Genomic DNA, 23114 nt, shown 5'->3' with positions numbered 1-23114 from the left:
GACGATTGCTCAGGTGTCGCACTCCAGGACCGTGCGGCACAGGCCGCACCGGGCGCGCGTCCGGCCCCTGACCGGGACCCTGACCCGCTGGTGGCAGGTGGGGCAGGCGAACGAGACCCGCAGCCCGTCCGCGCCGCCCTCGAAGGCGTACGGGACGGACGGGTCGGGGGCGGCGCCAGGGTGCTCCCCGGCGTGGCGGCGGTCCTTGGCGTAACGGCGCCTGCCCGCCCACCCCGCGGCCGTCAGCGGAGGACGCTGCAGGTCGCGCAGGGCCTCGGCCCGCCCCTTGGTGTACGCCGTGTACGCCTGGGGGCTGGTGAACCACACGGAGGGGTCCTCGTCGAAGGCCAGCGCGCGTTTGGCGAGTACGTACCCGAACTCCTCGGGTGTGAGATAGCCGAGCTTCTGGCTGGAGACCGCGTCCTGACGGAAGGCGTCCAGCAGGAGCCACCCCGCGCCGAGATAGGCCGTCACCGTGTCCGTGAGGATCTCGTTGTCGCGGGTGCCGGGAAGCTCCAGCCCCAGCCGGTGCAGCAGCACATGGGTGATCTCGTGCGCCAGCGCGGCCCCGATGTCCCTGCGGTGCGTACGGAAACGGTCGTTGAGCTCGATGAAGTACTCCGGGCCGGCGGTGAGTTCGACGCTCGCGGCGTGCTCCATCCGCCGGAAGCCGACGACGATGCGGGCCTGCGGGAGACGCAGGTGCTGCACCAGGGCACCGGCCACCCGCTGGGCGCCCAGATGCAGGTCGTCCACATCGGAGAAGGCGGCGTCGGCCGGGGCGAGGCTCGTGGCGTAGGCACGCACACCGTCGGGGGAGACCCGCCGGTAGAGCGCGGTGATCGCGGACCGGACGGCGTCGAGATGCGGGAACCCGTGGACGACGGGACCGCCGCCGCTGCCGTTACTGCCGTCGCTCACGTCCGAACCCCCATCAATGGCGCCCAACGGACCCTCACTCTAGGCCCGTCCGGCGGAATCCGGCCGGGGACGACCGATGATCTTGGCCGGAAACCCCGCCTTGTGACAGCGGTGAACGCTTCCCGATAATCGGATCGTTCTTGTCGCGGGCATGTCGATAATTGCTCGGTCCATGCCCCTGACCAGGACACGCACGCCCGCACGCCTGCACCCAGCACCCCCACCGTCACCCCCCACACGAAAGCAGGCACTCCCGTGAAACAGCTCCTGCGCACCCTCAAGAGATGCTCCGTCATAGCCGCGGTGGCCCTCGCCACCCTCAGCCTCCAGCCGTCCAACGCCTCCGCCGCCCCCACACCCGTCGTCGGCGGAACCCGCGCCGCCCAGGGCGAGTTCCCCTTCATGGTCCGGCTCTCCATGGGCTGCGGCGGCGCCCTCTACAGCCAGACCGTCGTCCTCACCGCCGCCCACTGCGTCGACGGATCCGGCAACAACACCTCCATCACCGCCACCGCGGGAGCCGTCGACCTCCAGTCGTCCTCCGCGGTCAAGGTCCGCTCCACCAAGGTCCTCCAGGCACCCGGCTACAACGGCGTCGGCAAGGACTGGGCACTGATCAAACTCGCCCAGCCCATCAACCAGCCCACCCTGAAGATCGCCACCACCACCGCCTACGACACCGGCACCTTCACCATCGCCGGCTGGGGCGCCGCGACCGAGGGCGGCGGCCAGCAGCGCTACCTCCTCAAGGCCACCGTCCCCTACGTCTCCGACACCACCTGCCGGCAGGCCTACGGCAGCGACCTCGTCCCCAGCGAGGAGATCTGCGCCGGATACGTCAGCACCGGCGGCGTCGACACCTGCCAGGGAGACTCCGGCGGCCCCATGTTCCGCAAGGACAACGCCGGAGCCTGGACCCAGGTCGGCATCGTCAGCTGGGGCGAAGGCTGCGCCCGGCCCGGCTACCCCGGCGTCTACACCCAGGTGTCGACGTTCGCCTCCGCCATCGCCACGGCCGCCGCGACCCTCTGACACCCCCCGCCTCCGCACCACCCCGGGGGCTCCCGCAGCAACGGGAGCCCCCGGGCCCGGCTCCACGAAGCCGCCGGCCACCCGCCGTCGACCACCCCACGACCGGTGCGTCTAAGCTCGCTCACCATGACCACGAGCAACATCGACGAGTACGTCACCACCGAACTGAAGCGCCTGCGCGAGAGCATCGACAACATCGACGCCGCGGTCGTCCACATGCTCGCCGAGCGCTTCAAGGCCACCCAGCAGGTGGGCCACCTCAAGGCCGAACACCACCTGCCGCCCGCCGACCCCGCCCGCGAGGCCCGCCAGATCGCCCGGCTGCGGCAGCTCGCCGAGAGCGCCAAGCTGGACCCCGCCTTCGCCGAGAAGCTCCTGAACTTCATCGTCGCCGAGGTCATCCGCCACCACGAGCGCATCGCCGAGGAATCCGCGGGCCCCACCGCCTGACCCCACCGCCGGCAGGCCCGGGCCCGCGCCGCATCCGGGCCCGCGCCGCATCCGGGCCCGCGCCGCATCCGGGCCCGCGCCGCATCCGGGCCCGGGCCGCCCCCGGGCCTGCGCCGCCCCCGGGCCCGCGCCGCATCCGGGCCCGGTCCGCACCCGGCCCGCGCCGCACCAGGGCCGGCGCGGGCCGCGCCGCCGGTGCGGCGCAGAGCCCCCGCCACGCGCGCCGTCAGCCCTGCGAGAACCCCGCTGCACAGCCCCGGACCCGTACGGCAGCATGGGCGCCATGTCCGTACTGACGCGCAACGAAGCGCAGACCCGCGCCCAGCTCCTCGACGTACACCGGTACACGGTCGACCTCGACCTCACCACGGGCGAGGACACCTTCGGCTCCCGCACCGCCATCCGGTTCACCGCCCACACGGCCGGAGACACCTTCGTCGAGATCAAGCCGGAAACCCTGCGCTCCCTCAGCCTCGACGGACAGCCCCTGGACCCCGAGCGCCTCGACCAGAACCGCTACCCCCTGGACGGCCTCACCGCAGGCCCCCACGAACTCACCGTCGACGCCACCATGCGCTACTCCCGCACCGGCGAAGGCATGCACCGCTTCACCGACCCCGCCGACGGCGAGACCTACGTCTACACCCAGCTCTTCCTGGAAGACGTACAGCGCGTCTTCGCCGCCTTCGACCAGCCCGACCTCAAATCCGTGTTCGACCTCACCGTCACCGCACCCACCGGCTGGACCGTCCTCGGCAACGGAACCGCCACCCAGGCCACCGAAGGCCGCTGGACCATCACCCCCACCCCACCCGTCTCCACCTACCTCGTCGCCGTCGCCGCAGGCCCCTGGCACTCGGTCACCACCCACCACGCCGGCCTCCCCTTCGGCATCCACTGCCGCCGCTCCCTCGCCCCCCACCTCGACGCCGACGCCGACGAGATCCTCGACATCACCCGCGCCTGCTACGACCGCTACCACGAGAAATTCGACGAGCCCTACCCCTTCGACTCCTACGACCAGGCATTCGTCCCCGAATTCAACGCCGGCGCCATGGAGAACCCCGGACTCGTCACCTTCCGCGACGAATTCATCTACCGCTCCGCCGTCACCGACACCGAACGCCAGACCCGCGCCATGGTCATCGCCCACGAAATGGCCCACATGTGGTTCGGCGACCTCGTCACCCTCACCTGGTGGGACGACATCTGGCTCAACGAGTCCTTCGCCGAATACATGGGCTACCAGACCCTCACCGAAGTCACCCTTCCCCACACTCTCAACTCCGTCCGAGCAGGGGAGACCCCATTCCCCGACACCTGGGTCGAATTCGGCGTCTCCCGAAAGGGCTGGGGCTACGACGCCGACCAGCGCCCCACCACCCACCCCGTCGCCCCCGACCCCGACGCCGTCCCCGACACCGAATCCGCCCTCCTCAACTTCGACGGCATCTCCTACGCCAAGGGCGCCTCCGCACTCCGCCAACTCGTCGCCTGGCTCGGCGAGAAGGACTTCCTCGCCGGAATCAACACCCACTTCGCCCGACATAAATTCGCCAACGCCACCCTCGCCGACTTCATCGACAACCTCGCCACCGCCACCGACCGCGACGTCCACGCCTGGGCCGCCACCTGGCTCCGCACCACCGGCGTCGACACCCTCACCGCCCACACCGAAACCACCGGCACCAGCTGGAACCTCACCGTCGACCACGCCGGCACCCGCCCCCACCGCATCACCGTCGGCACCTACGACCACAGCCTCGACACCCAGACCGGCACCGACCAGCTCACCCTGCGCAACCGCTTCGAACTCGACATCCCCCAGGACGGCACCCCCACCACCCAGCCAGGCCACCGCCCCGACCTCGTCGTCCTCAACGACCACGACCTCACCTACGCCAAGATCCGCCTCGACCCCGACTCCTGGAACACCGCCCTCACCCACCTCTCCGGCATCCCCGACCCCCTCACCCGCGCCGTCATCTGGAACACCGCCCGCGACATGGTCCGCGACGGCACACTCCACCCCACCGTCCACCTCACCGCCGCCCGCACCCACCTCCCCTACGAAACCGACCTCGCCCTCGTCCACGGCGTCCTCGGCTTCGCCGCCACCCACATCGCCGACCGCTACCTCACACCCGAGGACCGGCCCACCGCCCTCGCCACCCTCACCTCCCTCTGCCGCGACCTCCTCCGCCGCACCGAAGGCCTCACCGCGAAGGACTGGGACCGGAGCCCCGGCACCACCACACCCGGCAACCCCGACCCCGGCCTCCGCCTCACCGCCGTACGCCACTTCATCGACGCCGCCACCCAGCCCGACGCCATCCAGGACTGGCTCCGCGAAGGCACCGTCCCCGGCGGGCCCGAACTCGACCCCGAACTCCGCTGGCGCATCCTCACCCGCCTCGCCATCCTCGGCGCCACCGACGAGACCGCCATCGAACACGAACTCGCCAAGGACCCCAGCGCCACCGGACAGGAAGGCGCCGCCCGCTGCCGCGCCGCCCTCCCCACCCCCGAGGCCAAAGCAGCCGCCTGGCACGCCATGTTCACCGACGACAACCTCTCCAACTACCTCTTCACCGCCACCGCCCAAGGCTTCTGGCAGCCCGAACAGAGCGAACTCACCCACCCCTACATCGCCCGCTACTACCCCGACGCCATCGCACTCGCCGCACGCCGAGGCCCCGCCATCGCCGAAGCCGCCGGACGCCACGCCTTCCCCGCCCACGCCGTCGACCCCGACAGCATCCACCTCGGCGACCAGGCACTCACCAACCCCGCACTCACCCCCGCCCTCCGCCGCAAACTCACCGACCAGCTCGACGACCTCCGCCGCGCCCTCGCCGTACGCGACGCCCACCGCCCCACACCGGCCCCCTGAGCACACCCCCGCCACCCCTCGCCGCACCCCCGCCGCCCCAGGCGCACCCCCGCCGCCACTGTGCCCGGCCCCTCACCGAAGGAGCCGGGCACAGTCATGCGAACGACGAACGCTTATACCAGCCCCCAAAGCCCCAACACCCCCACACCGAACCGCAGTACCCCTTTCGGGTTGAGATCGTTGGGCTCTTCGGCCGCCCCCTCCGCAATCCGGACAAGCTGGCACCACCGCCCCCGCGCACCCGAAGGACCACACCACCCATGCCCACCCCGCCCCTCGCCGGAGGCACCGCAGGCCCCGCCCACCTGCGGCCCCTCATCGACACCGTCCTCACCGCACTCCACGACGGCGCCACCCGCCGCAACGGCCCCCTCCCCGCCGGCGGCCCCCACACCGTCACCGAAAAGCTCCACCACACCACCGGCCCCCTCATCCCCGACCACGGCACCGGCGCCCACCACGCCCTCCGCACCCTCGTCACCGCACTCACCGAAGGCGCCGCCGACCCCGCACACCCCCACTGCGCCGCCCACCTCCACACCCCACCCCTCGCACTCGCCGCAGCAGCCGACCTCGCCGCATCAGCCCTCAACCCCTCCATGGACTCCTGGGACCAGGCCCCCGCAGCCTCCGCCCTCGAAGCCGCCCTCACCACCGCACTCGCCGCCGAGATCTACCCCCACACCCCCGACCCCGACGCCCTCGTCACCACCGGCGGCACCGAAGCCAACCAACTCGCCCTCCTCCTCGCCCGCGAACGCCACGGCCCCGTACAGACCATCTGCGCCGCCAACGCCCACCACAGCATCACCCGCGCCGCCTGGCTCCTCGGCCTCCCCCAACCCGTCGTCATCCCCGCCCCCACCGGCGTCATGGACCTCACAGCACTCCGCGACGCCCTCATCCGCAACGACGGCCCCCTCCTCGTCACCGCCACCGCAGGCACCACCGACACCGGCCAGATCGACCCCCTCACCGACATCGCCGACCTCACCACCACCCACGGCGCCGACCTCCACATCGACGCCGCCTACGGCGGCCCCCTCCTCTTCAGCCCCACCCACCGCCACACCCTCCGCAGCCTCCACCGCGCCCACAGCGTCACCCTCGACCTGCACAAACTCGGCTGGCAACCCGCATCAGCCGGCATCCTCGCCGTCCCCCACCACCACGACCTCGACGCCCTCCACCACCACGCCCCCTACCTCAACGCCGACGACGACACCGAAGCAGGCCTCCCCGACCTCCTCGGCCGCTCCCTCCGCACCACCCGCCGGCCCGACGCCCTCAAGATCGCCGTCACCCTCCAAGCACTCGGCCGCGACGGACTCGCCGACCTCATCGACCGCACCATCGCCACCGCCCACCACCTCGCCGACCTCATCGACCAGGACCCAGCACTCGAGCTCTACGACCGCCCCACCATCAGCACCGTCCTCTTCCGCCCCACCCACACCGACGACACCACCGTCGCCACCATCCGCCGCACCCTCCTCGACCAAGGCCACGCCGTACTCGGCCGCGCCCACGCCGACGACCACCTCTGGCTCAAAGCCACCCTCCTCAACCCCCACACCACCCCCGACGACCTCCAACAGCTCCTCACCCTCGTCACCCACGCCCACACCCGCACCGCCACGGAAGGCAGCACCCCCCGATGACCGACCGGACCACGCGTGCAGGCGACCGGGCCACCGCCGAAGGCGACCGGACCTACGACCTCCTCGGCATCGGCCTCGGCCCCTTCAACCTCTCCCTCGCCGCCCTCGCCGACGGCATCCCCACCACCCCCGGCCACACCCCCCTCACCACCGCCTTCTACGAACAACGCCCCGCCTTCCACTGGCACCCCGGCCTCCTCATCGACGGCGCCACCCTCCAAGTCCCCTTCCTCGCCGACCTCACCACCCTCGCCGACCCCACCAGCCCCTGGACCTTCCTCAACTACCTCCGCACCCGCGACCGCCTCTACCCCTTCTACTTCGCCGAGCAATTCCACATCCACCGCGCCGAATACGACGCCTACTGCCGCTGGGTCAGCGAACAACTCCCCACCATCCACTTCAACCACCAGGTCGACGCCATCCGCTGGAACACCGACCACTCCCACTTCGACGTCGACCACACCCAACTCGGCCCCGACGGCGAAGCCCAAGCACTCGGCCGCACCCACACCCGCCACATCGCCCTCGGCGTCGGCACCGCCCCCTTCATCCCCGAACCCCTCCGCCCCCTCGCAGAATCCCCCGGCACCCCCGTCATCCACTCCGCCGACTACCTCCACCACCGCGAAGAACTCCTCCGCGCCGACCACATCACCGTCATCGGCTCCGGCCAGTCAGGCGCCGAAATCTTCCTCGACCTCCTCCGCGCCCGCCCCCGCGGCATCGAAAAGATCCACTGGCTCGCCCGCACCCAGGCCTTCGCCCCCATGGAGTACTCAAAACTCGGCCTCGAACACTTCACCCCCGACTACACCCACTACTTCCACGCACTCCCCGAACACGTACGCGACACCCTCGTCCCCCAGCAATGGCAACTCCACAAAGGCATCGACACCGACACCATCGCCGCCATCCACGACGAGCTCTACCGCCGCACCCTCCACGGCGGCTGGCCCGACGCCACCCTCACCCCCGGCGTCAGCGTCCGCACCGCAGGCCGCCTCTCCGGCAGCGGCAACCGCATCGAACTCCACCTCGAACACACCCAACAAGCCACCCGAAGCCGCCTCACCACCGACGCCGTCGTCCTCGCCACCGGCTACCGCGAACGCCCCCTCGACACCCTCCTCACCGGCATCGCCCCCCACATCCACCGCGACACCCAAGGACGCCCCCGCATCCACACCGACTTCCGCCTCGACCTCGACCCCACCATCACCGGCAACATCTACGTACAGAACGCCGAACGCCACACCCACGGAGTCGGCGCCCCTGACCTCGGACTCGCCGCCTGGCGCAGCGCCACCATCCTCAACAACCTCACCGACACCACCCCCTACCCCCTCCCACAACGCACCGCCTTCACCACCTTCGGCCTCACCCCCCACCCCACCCCCGCCATCCCCGGACAAGGCACCACACTCACCCCCCTCACCCAGGACCACTGACCACACGAAAGCGGCCGCCCTCCCCAAGGAGAACGGCCGCCCCAACACACCCACCACCAGCTAGAACACCGGCACACCATCACGCGTCAGACGCCAGTCCACCGACGCGAACTCCGCCGGATCCACCGAACCCTTCGCCCGAACCCACCCGATGATCGTGTTCCGGATCTCATCCGAATTCGCCCACAACTGCTTCGCACCCGGCACATGCGGGAAATTACCGCCACCACTGGCCCGATAATTGTTCACCGCAAACACGAACTCAGCCGCCGGATCCACCGCAGCACCCTCGAACGACAACCCCACGATCCGCGAACCCACCGGCTTCGCGATATCCACGTCATACGTCACACCCGACACCACGTCATAGTTGTAATCCGGAATATTCTCCGCATTCGTCAACTTCGACGTATCCACCGGAGCCCCGGCAGCCGTCTGCACGTAATACCTCACCGAGTACTCCAGATAATCCTTCAGCTGCGCACCCGTCAGAAGCCGCGCCTCCAGCGTGTTCTCGAACGGATACAGCCCCGCAGCATCCTTGATCGTCACCTCACCCGCAGGGATCGACGCCGTACGCGAGAAGCACGCCGCCTGCGACAGCACCGGCAGCCCCGCGTACTCACCGCCCGCCAGCGCCTCCTTCACCGTCTCCGCCTGCACCAGATTGATCAGATCGATAACCGGCTCGTCCTTCCACGGAGCCTCCGCCGTCGACATCGCCGCCACCGACGTACCGATCACCTGGTTCACATACGCCACCACCTTCGTGTGCTCATCCCCGAGCAACGACGTGATCCGCGGGTCCTCCGGCACGGTGTTCGAGTTCAGCACCGAAGCGCCGACCTTCTCAACCACCCAACGGCCCTTCTCCCACACCAGGTCGAAATCGAACAGCGTCAACCGCTGCCCCCACTTCAACGGCTCCGAGAGAACAACCTTCTTCCCCGTCTCCTTGTTCGTCACGAAATACTCAGGAATCTCCGAGTGCGCGTGACCCACCAGAATCGCATCGATCCCCGGCACCTGCTCCGCCACCAGACCGGCCGCATTCTCCACGTACGGCAACTGATCCCCGTACGACGACGTACCCGACGAACCCGAATGCGCCGAAACGATCACCACATCCGCACCCATCGAACGAAGCTTCGGCACCCACTTCGCCGCCTGCTCCTCAAGACCCGGGAACACCATCTTCCCGCCCACATTCGCCTTGTCCCAGATCGCGATACCAGGATTCGTCAACCCGAGAACCGCCACCCGCACATCACGACCGTGCGGCGTACGCACCCGCTTGATCACATACGGAGCGAACGCCGGCCGCAACGTCTTCGCATCCAGAGCATTCGCACCCAGCAGCGGAAAATCACACTGCTCCTCGAACTTCCGCAACACCGGAATGCCGTAGTTGAACTCATGATTCCCGAGCGCCGCCGCGTCATAACCGATCTTGTTCATCGCCTGCGCCATCGGATGCACCGGACCGCGCTTCGCCGTGATCGGATCGATCTTCGCGTAGTAGTACGACAACTGCGTGCCCTGGATCGTGTCACCCGCATCGATCAACAACGTGTTCCGGCGACCCCGGTCCTCACGGATCCGATCCACCAGCGTCGAGATCTTCGCCAGCCCGACATCGTTGTGCGCCGAGTCGTCGAACTCCTTGTCCGTGAAGTAGTCCCAGTTGAAGACGTTCCCATGCAGGTCCGTCGTCCCCATCACCGTGAACGAGTACCGCTTCGGCGGACGCCCGTGACCGTGCCCCTTCGACTCCGAGGCCGCAGCAGGGCCCGCGCCGACCCCTCCCGCCAGCGCAACACCCGCACCGGCGACAGCCGAACGGCCCAGAAACGTCCTACGGTTCAACGGCATCCTTGACTCCTCGTTCGAGCGAACAACGCGCGTAGATTCTGGCCCAGGCACCACGCTCCGCAACACCCCCAACAGGTTTCGATCTGGTGACCAGCGGCTCCGCCCACACACCCGCCACCCGGCCGGCACGCCCCCGCAGACGCTCATCGGAGCACCCCGCCGCACAATTCAACACTTGTCAATAACCCTTCATCGAAAGGCTGTTGAACAGTCATCCGGAGACAATTACCTACCCGCAGGTAAGGTCTAGGCTCGAACCATGCGCCGAGCCAAAATCGTTTGCACCCTGGGACCAGCAACCGACACATACGAGCAGATCAAGGCACTTGTCGAAGCGGGAATGGACATCGCCCGCCTCAACCTCAGCCACGGCAGCTACACCGAACACGAAGAGCGCTACCACCACGTACGCAAAGCCTCCGAAGAAACCGGCCGCAGCGTAGGAATCCTCGCCGACCTTCAAGGCCCGAAGATCCGCCTCGGCCGCTTCGCCGAAGGCCCCGTACTCCTTGAACGCGGCGACGACTTCACCATCACCGTCGAACCCATGGAAGGCGACCGCACCACCTGCGGCACCACCTACGACGGCCTCGCCTCCGACGTCACCGCCGGCGAACGCATCCTCATCGACGACGGCCGCGTCACCCTCGAAGTCACCGAAGTCGACGGACCCCGCGTCCACACCACCGTCATCGAAGGCGGCATGGTCTCCGACCACAAGGGACTCAACCTCCCCGGCGTCGCCGTCTCCGTCCCCGCGCTCAGCGAAAAGGACATCGAAGACCTCCGCTGGGCCCTCCGCACCGGCGCCGACGTCATCGCCCTCTCCTTCGTGCGCAGCGGACGTGACATCGACGACGTCCACCGCATCATGGACGAGGAAGCCCGCCGCCTCCCCGTCATCGCCAAGGTCGAGAAGCCCCAGGCTGTCGACAACATCGACGACATCGTCGCGGCCTTCGACGGCATCATGGTCGCCCGCGGCGACCTCGGCGTCGAAATGCCCCTGGAACAGGTCCCGATCGTCCAGAAGCGCGCCGTCAAACTCGCCAAGCGCAACGCCAAGCCGGTCATCGTCGCCACCCAGATGCTCGACTCGATGATCGACAACTCCCGCCCCACCCGCGCCGAAGCCTCCGACGTCGCCAACGCCGTCATCGACGGCACGGACGCCGTGATGCTCTCCGGCGAGACCAGCGTCGGCAAGTACCCCGTCGAGACCGTCCGGACCATGGCCCGCATCGTCGAGGCGGCCGAGGAGGACATCCTCGCAAAGGGCCTCCCGCCCCTCACCGACCGGAACAAGCCCCGCACCCAGGGCGGCGCGGTCGCCCGCGCGGCAGCCGAGATGGGCGACTTCCTCGGGGCCAAGTTCCTGGTGGCCTTCACCCAGAGCGGCGACACCGTCAAGCGCCTCTCCCGCTACCGCTCCCCGATCCCGCTCCTCGCCTTCACCCCGGACCAGGCCACCCGCGCGCAGTTGAACCTGACGTGGGGCGTCGAGACGTTCCTGGGGCCGCACGTGGAGTCGACGGACGCGATGGTGGCGCAGGTGGACGAGGAACTGCTGCGGATCGGCCGCTGCCAGAAGGGCGACATCGTGGTCATCACGGCCGGCTCGCCGCCCGGGGTCGCCGGCTCGACGAACCTGGTACGGGTGCACCACATCGGCGAGGACGACAGCCCGGAGCAGTAACGGTCGTCAGTACTTCGGCCCGACGTGAGCGTCCATGAGGGCGACGGACGCCCGTCGGGCTACGGAGATGTTGAGCGGGTCGCTGCCACGGGCCAGGGTGGTCCACTCCACGCCGACTGCAGTGAGCGTGTCACTGAACAGCTTGCGGATGTCGTCGGACTTGTTGGTGAAGAAGTACCGGGGGTATTCGTAGCGCTTCCGCTCGCCACGGACCAGGCGGGTGGTCCAGTTGATGATCCGACAGCCGTCCGAGTGAATGAGCCCGCGAATGAATTCCCAGGGGTGGGCGTCGACGATCTGTTGTTGCCACGGTTCGAGTGTGATCGCGCGGTTGTGCTTCTTCCCTGGACCGTGCTGAGGAAAGAAACAGGGCCAGTGCTTGCTGAAGCTTGTGACGTACTGGCAGCCTTGACTCTGTACTCGACAGACCTTGTTGCACGGCCGCGCACGCTGTACGGCCTCGACGCAGGCGTCGATCAGCCCTGGCCACGCGTCGGCGCACGCGATGCGAAGGGAGTACACGCCCCGCTTGGCGGAACTGACGCATCCGTCGCCGAGATAGAGGCCGAGCAGGTACGAGTACGCGGCGGGGTCATCCGGAGTTCTCGGGATGTCGGCGCACCGAGGGCATTCAGCGGCCCGGGTATATCCGAGAGGCTCTATTCGCTTCAGCCAGGAACGGATGGCAGCCCGAGAGATCCCGGTCTGCTTACTGACGGAGTTCTGACTGAAGCCCTGGGCGACCAGTGCCAGGGCGCGCTTGCGAGTGTCGAGGTCGTACACAGAGGCGATCTTTGTTCGGTCAGATCGACCGTGACCTGAGAAGCGCCGTTGTTCACACGTTCACGTGATCTTCCGGCATTCCGTTGAAGCCTTGGAATCCAAGGAAAAGTGCCCCGGGTGGGACTCGAACCCACACTGTATGCTGTTTGAGAGCATCGCCTACTGCCGATTGGGCTACCGGGGCCCAAGGAATCGAAGGTGGACTCCGACCCGCTGCCAAGCCACCATACCGCAGCTAGGTAGGCTCGTGGGAGCTGTACTTGCCCTGGAACAAGGAGCCCCCGTGACCACCCCCGAGTCGCCCCAGCCCGTAGACGCCGTCGACGACGACAAGTCGCACGTCCCGCCGCTGACGACCCGCGTCGTCATCGCCGAGGACGAGGCGCTGATCCGCCTCGACCTCAAAGAGATGCTGGAGGAAGAGGGCTACTCGGTCGTCGGCGAGGCCGGGGACGGGCAGCAGGCCGTCGAGCTGGCCCGGGAGCACCGCCCGGACCTCGTGATCCTCGATGTGAAGATGCCGGTCCTCGACGGGATCTCGGCGGCCGAGAAGATCACCGAGGAGTCCATCGCCCCGGTCCTGATGCTGACGGCGTTCTCGCAGCGGGATCTGGTCGAGCGGGCCCGGGACGCCGGTGCGATGGCGTATCTGGTGAAGCCGTTCAGCAAGAGCGACGTGGTCCCGGCCATCGAGATGGCCGTGTCCCGGTTCGCGGAGCTGAAGGCGCTGGAGAGCGAGATCGCGGACCTCTCGCAGCGGCTGGAGACCCGGAAGCTGGTGGACCGGGCGAAGAGCATTCTGCAGACGGATTACGGGCTCTCCGAGCCGGCGGCGTTCCGCTGGATCCAGAAGACGTCGATGGACCGCCGGATGTCGATGCAGCAGCTCGCGGAGGCGCTGATCGAGGACGCCGAGGAGAAGAAGAAGGCTGCCGAGTAGTCGCAGAGCACGTACGGGAAGGGCCCGCCTCCGGATGATCCGGGGGCGGGCCCTTCCCGTGTGCGGGGGTGCTCAGTCCTCGCCGAGGTAGGCCTTGCGGACCGACTCGTCGTGGAGGAGGTCGGCGCCGGTGCCGGAGAGGACGACCTTGCCGACCTCCATGACGTGGCCGTGGTCCGCGAGCGAGAGCGCGGCCTGGGCGTTCTGCTCGACGAGCAGGATCGTGGTGCCCGAGGCCTTGAGCTCGACGATGGTCTCCATGATCTTCTGCATCATGATCGGGGAGAGGCCCATGGAGGGCTCGTCGAGCATGAGCAGCTTGGGCTGGGACATGAGTGCGCGTCCCATGGCGAGCATCTGCTGCTCGCCTCCGGAGAGTGTTCCGGCGGCCTGCTTCCGGCGTTCCCCGAGGATGGGGAAGAGGTCGTAGGCGCGCTGGATGTCCTTCTCGATGCCTGCCTTGTCGTTGCGGAGGTAGGCGCCGAGGAGGAGGTTCTCGGCGATCGTCAGCCGGGGGAAGATGTGGCGTCCCTCGGGGGAGTGGGCGATGCCCAGGGAGACGATCTTGTGTGCCGGGATGCCTGTCAGTGGCTTGCCCTCGAAGAGGATGCGGCCGCCGGCGGGCTTGAGGAGTCCGGAGAGGGTGCGCAGGGTGGTGGTCTTGCCTGCGCCGTTGGTGCCGATGAGGGTGACGACCTGGCCGGCTTCGACGCTGAAGGAGATCCCCTTGACGGCTTCGATCTTGCCGTAGGCGACGCGGAGGTCTTCGACCTCGAGCAGTGCGGTCATCGGGTGTCCTCCTCCTCGGTGGTGGTGGGCTTGGCTGTGCCGGCTGCCGTGGCTTCGGCGGCTGCGACCTCGGCGGCTTCCTCGGCGCCGGGGGCGCCTTCGAAGGGGGTGCCGAGGTAGGCGGCGACGACGCGTTCGTCGCCCTGGACGACGGGGGCGGTGCCCTCGACGAGTTTTTCGCCCTGGACGAGGACGGCGACGCGGTCGCAGAGGTTGAAGATGAACCGCATGTCGTGCTCGATGACGAGTACGGCGATGCCCTGGTCCCGGATGGCGAAGATGAATTCTTCGGTGACGCGGGTTTCCTGGGGGTTCATGCCTGCGGTGGGCTCGTCCAGGAGGAGGAGGCCGGGGTCGCTGGCGAGGGCGCGGGCGATTTCCAGCTTGCGCTGGTCTCCGTAGGGGAGGTTGCGCGCGAGGTGGTCGGCCTTGTCGGCGAGGCCGATGAACTCGAGGAGTTCCATGCAGCGTTCGCGGCTGGCGTTCTCCGCCTTCTTGTAGCCGGGCAGGCGCAGGAGGGCGGACCAGAGGCCTTCTTTGGTCCTGGTGTGGCGTCCGACGAGGACGTTTTCCAGGACGGTCATGTTGGCGAAGAGGCGGATGTTCTGGAAGGTGCGGGCGATGCCTGCCTGGGTGACGAGGTGGGGCTTGGGCGGCAGGACGGTGCCCTTGTAGCTGACCTTGCCTTCGGTGGGGACGTAGAGGCCGGTGAGGCAGTTGAAGAAGGTGGTCTTGCCGGCGCCGTTGGGTCCGATGAGTCCGACGATCTCGCCGGCGTTGACGGTGAGGTCGACGCCTCGTACGGCGGTGAGGCCGCCGAAGCGCATGGTGACGCCGCTGGCGTCGAGGACGGTGGTGCCGGTGGGTGCGTCTGTCTTGGTCATGGTGGTCACGCCCCCGCCTTCGTGGTGCCGGCGGCTGTGTCGGTGAGTGGTGTGTCCGGTGGTACGTCGAGTTGGCCGGTCTCGTGGAATTCGAGCTGCTTCCTGCGGTCGGCGACGAGCCCTTCGGGGCGGAAGCGCATCAGGAGGATGAGTGCGAGTCCGAAGAGGAAGAGCTGGTAGTCCTGCATGAACTGCAGTTTGGCCGGGATGAGGTAGAGCAGTGCGGCGCCGACGAGGGGTCCGCTGAGGGTTCCCATGCCGCCGAGGACGACGGCGGCGAGGAGGAACACGGAGTTCGGGGGTACGGATCCGGCGAACTGGTACTGCTCGGGGGTGACCGTGTAGGAGACGTGTGCCTGCACGGTTCCGGCGAGGCCGGCGAGGGTGGCGCCGAGGGCGAAGGCGAGCAGTTTGAGCCGGAAGGCGTTGATGCCCATGGCGGTGGCCGCTGTTTCGTCCTCGCGGATGGCGACCCAGGCCCGGCCGATGCGGGATTCTCCGGAGCGTCGGAAGACGAGGACGACGACGGCGGTGAAGAGGAGCATCAGCAGGTAGTAGTTGGCGGACCTGCCGAGGGTGATGCCGCCGACGTCGTGGCTGAGTCCGAAGTCGAAGCCGAAGAGGTTGAGGTCGGGGATGCTGGGGATGCCCTGGGAGCCGTTGGTGAGGTCGGGGCCGCTGACGCCGTTGAGGGCGTTGACGGTGAGGCGGAAGATCTCTCCGAATCCGAGGGTGACGATGGCGAGGTAGTCGCCGCGGAGGCGGAGTGTCGGGGCCCCGATGACGACGCCGAAGACGAGTGAGACCGCGGCTCCGGTGAGGACGGCGGCCCAGAAGGGGAACTGGACGCCGACGGGGGAGAGGGGGCTGCCGGAGACGAGTGCTGCGGCGTAGGCGCCGACGCCGAGGAAGGCGACGTAGCCGAGGTCGAGGAGGCCGGCGAGGCCGACGACGACGTTGAGGCCGAGTGCGACGGTCGCGAAGATGAGGATGTTGGCGCCGATGAGGGCGTATTCCTCGTTCTGCTGGGTGAAGGGGAAGCAGAAGGCTGCGACGAGTGCGGCGCACAGGGTGACGTTGCGGTGCTTGGAGGTCAGCGCGGTGACGCGGGCGATGAGTCCGGCCCGGGTGAGTGCGGTGAATCCGAAGGCGACGGCGATGACGTAGCCGATGAAGAGTTCGGCGTATTCGGTGTCGATGCCGTAGGTGAAGACCTCGAGGGCGACGCCGAAGGCGGCGGCGATGATGAGGATTTCGGCCCAGGCGGGGAGTGCCTTGGCGCGGGTGGGTGCCGGTGCGCGGAGGCTGCCGAGGAATCGGTTGAGTGCGCTGGGGGTGGTGGTGTCGTCGAGGGGCTGGTCGTTGGGGAGGCCGAGGGCGGCGAGGGTGGCGATGATCGCGCCGGCGAGGCTGACCCAGGCTCCGGGTTCGAGTTCGATCAGTCCGAGGAGGTTGCCGTTGTCGTCCTTGGTGACGATGACGGCGATGACGGTGTAGGCGGTGGTGAGGAGGGTGCCGAGGGCGAGGAGCCTGGTGGGGCTGTTGGTGCCGCCGGGGGTGAGCCAGCGCAGGCCCTTGATGCCGTATCCGGAGAGGGCGAAGAGGAGGGTGAGTGCTGCGCTGATGAGGGTGAGGACCTGGAGTCCGCCGGGGTATCCGGTGACGGTGAGGTCGCCGGGGAAGGTGTCGGTGTAGGTCCAGGCGAGGAAGGTGCCGATGAGGGCGAGTGCGGCGCCGGTGGTGGTGGCGGCGCGAGCTGCCGCGGTGGGCAGGGGGATCAGGGCGGTGTTGGTGGTCATGGGTATCACGCCCTGTCCGCGACGCGTTCGCCCAGCAGGCCTTGCGGGCGTATGAGGAGGACGAGGATGAGGAGTACGAAGGCCCATACGTCCTTCCAGGCGCCGCCTCCGAAGAGTTCCATGCCGGGTACGTCGCTCATGTAGCCGGTGGCGAGTGCTTCGGCGACGCCGAGGACGACTCCGCCGAGCATGGCGCCGTAGATGTTGCCGATGCCGCCGAGGACGGCTGCGGTGAAGGCTTTGAGGCCCATGATGAAGCCCATGCGGAAGCCGATCTGGCCGTTCTTGAGCCCGTAGGCGACGGCGGCGACGGCGGCGAACGCGGCACCGATGGCGAAGGCCATGACGATGATGCGGTCGGTGTTGATGCCCATGAGCTTGGCGGTGTCGGGGTCCTGGGAGGTGGCCTGCATGCCGCGGCCGGCGCGTGTCTTGGAGACGAAGAGGCCGAGGGCGAGCATGCAGATGGGTGCGGCGATGAGGACGAAGAGGTCGCCGCGTTGGATGTGGGCGCCGAAGATGTCGATCGCTTCGCCCTTGAACTGGGGGAAGGAGCGGTCCTTGGTGGCGTCGGGGTACCACATCCATACGGCCTGCTGGAGTGCGAGGGAGAGGCCGATGGCGGTGATGAGGGGGGCGAGGCGTGGTGCCGTGCGCAGTGGCCGGTAGGCGAAGCGTTCGGCGGCGACGCTGACGGCGACGGAGCAGATGACTCCGCCGGCGATCATGAGGGGTATCGCAGCGAGCAGGGAGAGTCCGGACGGAAGCCCGAGGTAGACCGTGAGGGCTCCGAAGCCCCCGATCATGAAGATCTCGCCGTGTGCGAAGTTGATGAGCTGGATGATTCCGTAGACCATCGTGTAACCGATCGCGATGAGACCGTACATCGCGCCGAGGATGAGTCCATTGGCCAGCTGTTGCGGCAGTTCGTGCACCGCAGGGCCTCCGTGGAGTGGTTCGGATATGGCACCGCGCGGGAGTGCTCGTAGCGCTCCCGCGCGGTCTTGTGTGCGTGCGCTGTGGCCGTGGGGTCCGTGGTGGACCTAGGGCCTCTCGTTCGGATCGTGCTGGGCTCGCGTGCCCTGGTGCCTGATCCAGCCTGATCCGAACGAAAGACCTAGTTGACGGCCTCGCTGAGCTTGGAGGCCCACTTGCCGCTGGTGACCTGGTAGGCGGTCATCATGGTGTTGGTGGTGTCGCCGTACTCGTCGAAGGAGACGGGGCCGGTGACGCCGTCGAACTTGACCTGGCTCATGGCTTCGAGGACCTGGATGCGGGCGTCGTCGGGGAGCTTGCCGTCGTTGTCGGCGACGACGGCCTTGACGGCCTCGATGATGGACCAGGTGGCGTCGTAGGTGCCGCCGCCGTAGGCCTCGTAGGCGTCCTTGTATCCGGCGGTCTTGTAGTCGGCGATGAACTTCTTGGCGGAGTCGAGTTCTTCGACGGGCTTGCCGACGGAGGTCGCGATGTCGCCTTCGGCCTTCTTGTTGAGGCTGATGAAGTCGGCGCTGTACATGCCGTCGCCGCCCATGAGGGGGATCTGGACGCTGTCCTTGAGCTGCTGGCTCAGGGGGGCGCCGGCGGGGTATTCGCCGCCGTAGTAGACGGCCTTGGCGCCGGAGCGCTTGACCTTGGTGACGACGGAGTTGAAGTCGCGGTCGTCGGGGTTGATGTGGTCGGTTCCGACGATCTTGCCGCCGAGCTCGGTGAAGGTCGCCTTGAAGGAGGCGGCGAGGCCCGCGCCGTAGGGCTTCTGGTCGTCGATGAGGTAGACGTCCTTGACCTTGGCGTTGTCGTAGAGGTACTTCGCGGCGAAGGCGCCCTGGATGGCGTCCGTGGTGGCGGTGCGGAAGTAGGTCTTGAAGGGGCGCTTCTTGTCGCCGGTCTTCCAGTTGTTGCCCTGGGTCAGCTCGGTGCCGGTGTTGGCGGGGGAGACCTGGGTGAGGTTGGCGTCGTTGAGCGGCTTCTGCATCGACTGGGAGACGCCGGAGTTCAGGGGGCCGACGACGCCGAGGAGGTCTTTGTTGCCGATGAACTTCTGGGCGTTCTGCTGGCCGACGGAGGGCTGGGCCTGGTCGTCGAGTGCCTGGAGTTCGAATTTGATGCCGGGGACGGTCTTGTCCGCGTTGGCGGTCTTCACGGCGAGGTCGGCGGAGTTCTTGATGCCGAGACCGAGGGCGGAGAGGTCGCCGGTCAGGGGTGCGTCGACACCGATGACGACGGTCTGGGTGTCGCCGCCGCCGCTGCTCTTGGAGTCGTCGTCGCGCGATCCGCAGGCGGTGAGAGTCAGTGCGCCTGTGGTGAGCACTGTGGTGAGTATGAGCAAAGAACGGTGTCGCACGAAAGGTCCTTTCCCTGGCGCGGCCTCCTCTGCTGAGGTGCCGTGACGATCGCCGGGCCGTACTGGTCGATACAGGGCCGTGCAGCAGACGCGCCCGGCGGCGCGGTGACTGGCCGTGACTCTATGGGCAGGTGAGGGGGCGCGGGATGGGTCCGGTGATGATGTGACTGTCTTGTTATGCCGTGGGGAAGGCTTGTTGGCCGCAGTGTGGAGGTGTACGGCTTTTGCCCGGGCGGTGAAGTGACCGCATGGTGAGAACCCGCAGCTCTGCTAAGGGGCTTGGGGTGATCTTGGTGCTGTCGCGCGAATCGGGGCGCAAGGGGCATGGGGGATGCCGGTGGGGAGCGCGGGGGTGGGGCGGGCGACGTTTTTCGTGTATTGCACACATGTTACGCAGTGTTACATGTGTGGGATATGTGTGATGCGTCGTGGGGGTGGCGGTGCTGTTGAAGTGGCTCATGGAACGGAAGTGGCGGTCAAGGGCGTTGACCCTCCGTGTCCGCCAACTTCCCGCGCATGCTTCGGATATGGGTCTGCCCGGTCCGGATAGCGGTGCGCTTTCCGGCCGGGCAGGGGGGTGTTGAGGGGCGGGGGTCAGCCGGCGGTGGTGCCGGGTGCGTCGCGGAGCAGGCAGGTGAGGCGGGCGGTGCAGACCCGCTTGTCGTGCTCGTCGGTGATGACGATCTCGTACGTGGCGGTGGAGCGGCCGCGGTGGACGGGGGTGGCGACGCCCGTGACGAGGCCGTTGCGGACGCCGCGGTGGTGGGTGCAGTTCAGGTCGACGCCGACGGCGAGCTTGGAGGCACCGCCGTGGAGCATGGAGCCGATGGAGCCGAGGGTCTCGGCGAGGACGGCCGAGGCGCCGCCGTGGAGGAGTCCGTAGGGCTGGGTGTTGCCCTCGACGGGCATGGTGCCCACGACGCGGTCGGCAGAGGCCTCGACGATCGTGACGCCCATGCGCTCGCCGAGGTGGCCGGCGGAGAAGAGTGCGGGGAGGTCGACGCCGAGTGCCGCGTACTCGTCGATGATCTCCTGGGGGAACGTGGGTGCGGTGTGCTCGCCCATGGGGTCCGGCTCCGATCGTGTGCGGTCGTTCGTTGCTGTGTGCACTGTTCTTATCAGACGGCTGAGCGTGCGCTTAGGGGCGCTCAGGCCGTTTCGAACCGGACGACGACCGATTTGCTGGCCGGTGTGTTGCTGGTGTCCGCGGTGGCGTCGAGGGGGACGAGCACGTTGGTCTCCGGGTAGTACGCGGCGGCGCAGCCGCGGGCGGTGGGGTAGTGGACGACGCGGAAGCCGGGGGCGCGGCGTTCGACGCCGTCCTTCCATTCGCTGACGAGGTCGGTGTAGGCGCCGTCGGCGAGGCCGAGGGCCTGGGCGTCGTCGGGGTTGACCATGACGATGCGGCGGCCGCCCTTGATGCCGCGGTAGCGGTCGTCGAGGCCGTAGATCGTGGTGTTGTACTGGTCGTGGGAGCGCAGGGTCTGGAGCAGGAGCCTGCCTTCGGGGAGCTCCGGGTACTCGACGGGGGCGGCGGTGAAGTTGGCCTTGCCGGTGGCGGTGGGGAAGCGGCGTTCGTCGCGCGGGGCGTGGGGCAGGGCGAAGCCGCCGGGCCGTGCGACGCGTGCGTTGAAGTCCTCGAAGCCGGGGACGACGCGGGCGATGCGGTCGCGGATCGTGCCGTAGTCCTTCTCGAAGTCCTCCCAGGGTGTGGTGGAGGCGGGGCCGAGGACGGCGCGGGCGAGGCGGGCGACGATCGCGGGTTCGGAGAGCAGGTGGGGGCTCGCCGGGGTGAGGTTGCCGCGTGAGGAGTGGACCAGGCCCATGGAGTCCTCGACGGTGACGAACTGCTTCCCGTCGGCCTGGACGTCCTTGTCGGTGCGGCCGAGGGTGGGCAGGATCAGGGCGCGGGTGCCGGTGACGGCGTGCGAGCGGTTGAGTTTGGTCGAGACGTGGACGGTGAGCCGTGCGCGTCGCATGGCGGCCTCGGTGACGGCGGTGTCGGGGGTGGCGCCGACGAAGTTGCCGCCCATGGCGAAGAAGACCTTGGCGTCGCCGTCGCGGAGTGCCTCGATGGACCGTACGACGTCGTAGCCGTGGTGCCGGGGCGAGGTGATGCCGAATTCCTGGTCGAGGGCGTCGAGGAAGGCGGTGGAGGGCCGTTCGAAGATGCCCATGGTGCGGTCGCCCTGGACGTTGGAGTGGCCGCGTACGGGGCAGACGCCGGCGCCCGGCCTGCCGATGTTGCCGCGCAGGAGGAGGAGGTTGACGACTTCGCGGATGGTCGGCACGGAGTGCTTGTGCTGGGTGAGGCCCATGGCCCAGCAGACGATGGTGCGTTCCGACGCGAGGATCATGGCGAGTGCCTGTTCGATGGCGTCGCGGTCGAGGCCGGTGGCGGTGAGGGTGTCGTCCCAGTCGGCCGCGCGGGCTGCCTGGGCGAATTCCTCGTAGCCGTGGGTGTGTTCGGCGATGAAGGCGGTGTCGACGGCACCCTCGGCCTCGATGATCATTTTGTTGAGGAGGCGGAAGAGTGCCTGGTCGCCGCCGATGCGGATCTGGAGGAAGAGGTCGGTGAGGGCGGCGCCCTTGAGCATGCCGTGGGCGGTCTGGGGGTTCTTGAACCGTTCGAGGCCGGCTTCGGGCAGCGGGTTCACGGAGATGATCTTCGCCCCGGCGTTCTTGGCCTGTTCGAGGGCGGAGAGCATCCGGGGGTGGTTGGTGCCGGGGTTCTGTCCGGCGACGATGATCAGGTCGGCTTGGTGGAGGTCCTCCAGGCTGACGCTCCCCTTGCCGATCCCGATGGTCTCGGTGAGGGCTGAGCCGGACGACTCGTGGCACATGTTGGAGCAGTCGGGCAGGTTGTTGGTGCCGAACTCGCGGGCGAAGAGCTGGAGGAGGAAGGCCGCCTCGTTGCTGGTGCGCCCGGAGGTGTAGAAGAGCGCCTCGTCGGGGGAGGAGAGCGCGGTCAGCTCCTCGGCGATGATCTCGAAGGCGCGTTCCCAGGTCACGGCTTCGTACCGGTCGGCGCCCTCGGGCAGATACACGGGGTGCGTGATGCGTCCCTGCTGGCCGAGCCAGTAGCCGCTGCGCGTGCCGAGGTCGGCGACGGGGTGGGCGGCGAAGAAGTCGGGGGTGACGCGGCGCAGGGTCGCTTCCTCGGCGACGGCCTTGGCGCCGTTCTCGCAGAATTCGGCGGTGTGGCGCTTGTCGCCCTCGGGCCAGGCGCAGCCGGGGCAGTCGAAGCCGTCCTTCTGGTTGACCTTGAGGAGGGTCTGCGCGGTGCGCCGGACGCCCATCTGCTGCTGGGCGACGCGCAGGGTGTGGGCGACGGCGGGCAGTCCGGCGGCGGCGTGCTGGACCGCGTCGATCCGCGGGGCGTCCTGGACCGGGTCACCGGTCGGGGGCTTCGTGGCCATGGTGCTCCCCTTCGAGCCTTCGGCCGCCTACGGGTGCGGTGCGGGCGCGTGTGTCGCGTCCGGCCGGGCCCGTGGCGTCCTGTCTCTTCTTCTTACGCCTTGACAGTCCTTCGATCCTGTCATGCACGCGTGCCGGGTCCCTCCGCGGGAAGCGTGAGGGCGTGGAGGTGCTCCGGAGGGTGT

Annotated in this window: 17 protein-coding genes and 1 tRNA gene; 7 read left to right on the top strand and 11 right to left on the bottom strand. The window is 68.4% G+C overall.

Translation table 11 applies throughout. From position 1 onward, the window contains the following. Window positions 1–9: 9 nt before the first annotated feature. Window positions 10–921 carry a hypothetical protein gene (locus ACIP63_RS01255; RefSeq protein ID WP_401510298.1) on the bottom strand — a complete coding sequence of 304 codons (912 nt, stop codon included), beginning with the start codon at window positions 919–921 and terminating at the stop codon, window positions 10–12. A 255-nt stretch (window positions 922–1176) separates the two neighbouring features. Here ACIP63_RS01255 and ACIP63_RS01250 point away from each other — a divergent pair, with 255 nt between their 5' ends. The 5 genes from ACIP63_RS01250 to ACIP63_RS01230 all read left to right on the top strand — a co-directional run bounded on the left by ACIP63_RS01250 (window position 1177) and on the right by ACIP63_RS01230 (window position 8408). Further along, window positions 1177–1953, top strand: coding sequence for a S1 family peptidase (locus ACIP63_RS01250; RefSeq protein ID WP_401510296.1), 777 nt, complete (start codon window positions 1177–1179; stop codon window positions 1951–1953). A 126-nt stretch (window positions 1954–2079) separates the two neighbouring features. Then, window positions 2080–2403 carry a chorismate mutase gene (locus tag ACIP63_RS01245; RefSeq protein WP_401510294.1) on the top strand — a complete coding sequence of 108 codons (324 nt, stop codon included), beginning with the start codon at window positions 2080–2082 and terminating at the stop codon, window positions 2401–2403. A gap of 283 nt (window positions 2404–2686) precedes the next feature. Then, entirely contained in the window at window positions 2687–5296 is a 2610-nt protein-coding gene (pepN, locus tag ACIP63_RS01240; protein ID WP_401510292.1) for an aminopeptidase N, read from the top strand. Window positions 5297–5556: 260 nt separating this feature from the next. Continuing rightward, window positions 5557–6957, top strand: coding sequence for a pyridoxal phosphate-dependent decarboxylase family protein (locus ACIP63_RS01235; protein ID WP_401510291.1), 1401 nt, complete (start codon window positions 5557–5559; stop codon window positions 6955–6957). Continuing rightward, window positions 6954–8408 carry a lysine N(6)-hydroxylase/L-ornithine N(5)-oxygenase family protein gene (locus ACIP63_RS01230; protein ID WP_401510289.1) on the top strand — a complete coding sequence of 485 codons (1455 nt, stop codon included), beginning with the start codon at window positions 6954–6956 and terminating at the stop codon, window positions 8406–8408. Before ACIP63_RS01235 ends, ACIP63_RS01230 begins: the two co-directional genes overlap by 4 nt. Before the next feature lie 60 nt (window positions 8409–8468). On the opposite strand, the gene ACIP63_RS01225 is transcribed toward ACIP63_RS01230, so the two are convergent. After that, the gene (locus ACIP63_RS01225) at window positions 8469–10280 is read right to left on the bottom strand and encodes a bifunctional metallophosphatase/5'-nucleotidase (protein WP_401510287.1); all 1812 of its coding nucleotides are present in this window, start codon (window positions 10278–10280) and stop codon (window positions 8469–8471) included. Between the two features lie 259 nt (window positions 10281–10539). Between ACIP63_RS01225 and pyk the strand changes: the two genes are divergently transcribed. Then, the gene (gene pyk / locus ACIP63_RS01220; protein WP_401510285.1) at window positions 10540–11976 is read left to right on the top strand and encodes a pyruvate kinase; all 1437 of its coding nucleotides are present in this window, start codon (window positions 10540–10542) and stop codon (window positions 11974–11976) included. 6 nt (window positions 11977–11982) lie between these two features. Here the strand turns inward: pyk and ACIP63_RS01215 are convergent, their stop codons facing one another. Beyond that, on the bottom strand, window positions 11983–12759 hold the full coding sequence (locus ACIP63_RS01215; RefSeq protein ID WP_401510283.1) for a helix-turn-helix domain-containing protein: 777 nt from the start codon (window positions 12757–12759) through the stop codon (window positions 11983–11985). A 109-nt stretch (window positions 12760–12868) separates the two neighbouring features. Then, window positions 12869–12943: transfer RNA gene (locus ACIP63_RS01210), tRNA-Leu, on the bottom strand. Between the two features lie 99 nt (window positions 12944–13042). Here ACIP63_RS01210 and ACIP63_RS01205 point away from each other — a divergent pair. Then, entirely contained in the window at window positions 13043–13699 is a 657-nt protein-coding gene (locus ACIP63_RS01205) for an ANTAR domain-containing response regulator (protein ID WP_104789892.1), read from the top strand. 72 nt (window positions 13700–13771) lie between these two features. On the opposite strand, the gene ACIP63_RS01200 is transcribed toward ACIP63_RS01205, so the two are convergent. The 7 genes from ACIP63_RS01200 to ACIP63_RS01170 form a co-directional block, all read right to left on the bottom strand. Continuing rightward, a complete protein-coding gene (locus tag ACIP63_RS01200; protein WP_401510281.1) occupies window positions 13772–14488 on the bottom strand; it encodes an ABC transporter ATP-binding protein in 717 nt (238 codons plus the stop codon). Beyond that, complete coding sequence (locus ACIP63_RS01195) at window positions 14485–15372, bottom strand: ABC transporter ATP-binding protein (protein WP_401510279.1); 888 nt, start codon at window positions 15370–15372, stop codon at window positions 14485–14487. Before ACIP63_RS01195 ends, ACIP63_RS01200 begins: the two co-directional genes overlap by 4 nt. 5 nt (window positions 15373–15377) lie before the next feature. Then, on the bottom strand, window positions 15378–17171 hold the full coding sequence (locus ACIP63_RS01190; protein WP_401510277.1) for a branched-chain amino acid ABC transporter permease: 1794 nt from the start codon (window positions 17169–17171) through the stop codon (window positions 15378–15380). A gap of 5 nt (window positions 17172–17176) precedes the next feature. After that, window positions 17177–18106: a branched-chain amino acid ABC transporter permease gene (locus tag ACIP63_RS01185; protein ID WP_362941926.1), complete on the bottom strand. Its 930-nt coding sequence runs from the start codon at window positions 18104–18106 to the stop codon at window positions 17177–17179. 182 nt (window positions 18107–18288) lie between these two features. Then, a complete protein-coding gene (locus ACIP63_RS01180) occupies window positions 18289–19497 on the bottom strand; it encodes a branched-chain amino acid ABC transporter substrate-binding protein (protein ID WP_401512223.1) in 1209 nt (402 codons plus the stop codon). A gap of 609 nt (window positions 19498–20106) precedes the next feature. Continuing rightward, window positions 20107–20577: a PaaI family thioesterase gene (locus ACIP63_RS01175; protein WP_401510275.1), complete on the bottom strand. Its 471-nt coding sequence runs from the start codon at window positions 20575–20577 to the stop codon at window positions 20107–20109. Window positions 20578–20660: 83 nt separating this feature from the next. Continuing rightward, window positions 20661–22931, bottom strand: coding sequence for an FdhF/YdeP family oxidoreductase (locus ACIP63_RS01170; protein WP_401510274.1), 2271 nt, complete (start codon window positions 22929–22931; stop codon window positions 20661–20663). Window positions 22932–23114: the final 183 nt, after the last annotated feature.

This window comes from Streptomyces sp. NPDC088746 (assembly GCF_044751065.1).
Lineage (GTDB): Bacteria > Actinomycetota > Actinomycetes > Streptomycetales > Streptomycetaceae > Streptomyces.
Note: the sequence above shows the minus strand (reverse complement) of the source record. Positions and strands in the feature narration are given on the sequence as shown.

Bases quoted from the DNA above. Each gene is read 5' to 3' on its own strand.
- ACIP63_RS01245 (WP_401510294.1), top strand. From the start codon at position 2,080: ATGACCACGAGCAACATCGACGAGTACGTCACCACCGAACTGAAGCGC.
- pepN (WP_401510292.1), top strand. From the start codon at position 2,687: ATGTCCGTACTGACGCGCAACGAAGCGCAGACCCGCGCCCAGCTCCTC.
- ACIP63_RS01235 (WP_401510291.1), top strand. From the start codon at position 5,557: ATGCCCACCCCGCCCCTCGCCGGAGGCACCGCAGGCCCCGCCCACCTG.
- ACIP63_RS01230 (WP_401510289.1), top strand. From the start codon at position 6,954: ATGACCGACCGGACCACGCGTGCAGGCGACCGGGCCACCGCCGAAGGC.
- ACIP63_RS01225 (WP_401510287.1), bottom strand. From the start codon at position 10,280: ATGCCGTTGAACCGTAGGACGTTTCTGGGCCGTTCGGCTGTCGCCGGT.
- pyk (WP_401510285.1), top strand. From the start codon at position 10,540: ATGCGCCGAGCCAAAATCGTTTGCACCCTGGGACCAGCAACCGACACA.
- ACIP63_RS01200 (WP_401510281.1), bottom strand. From the start codon at position 14,488: ATGACCGCACTGCTCGAGGTCGAAGACCTCCGCGTCGCCTACGGCAAG.
- ACIP63_RS01195 (WP_401510279.1), bottom strand. From the start codon at position 15,372: ATGACCAAGACAGACGCACCCACCGGCACCACCGTCCTCGACGCCAGC.
- ACIP63_RS01190 (WP_401510277.1), bottom strand. From the start codon at position 17,171: ATGACCACCAACACCGCCCTGATCCCCCTGCCCACCGCGGCAGCTCGC.
- ACIP63_RS01175 (WP_401510275.1), bottom strand. From the start codon at position 20,577: ATGGGCGAGCACACCGCACCCACGTTCCCCCAGGAGATCATCGACGAG.
- ACIP63_RS01170 (WP_401510274.1), bottom strand. From the start codon at position 22,931: ATGGCCACGAAGCCCCCGACCGGTGACCCGGTCCAGGACGCCCCGCGG.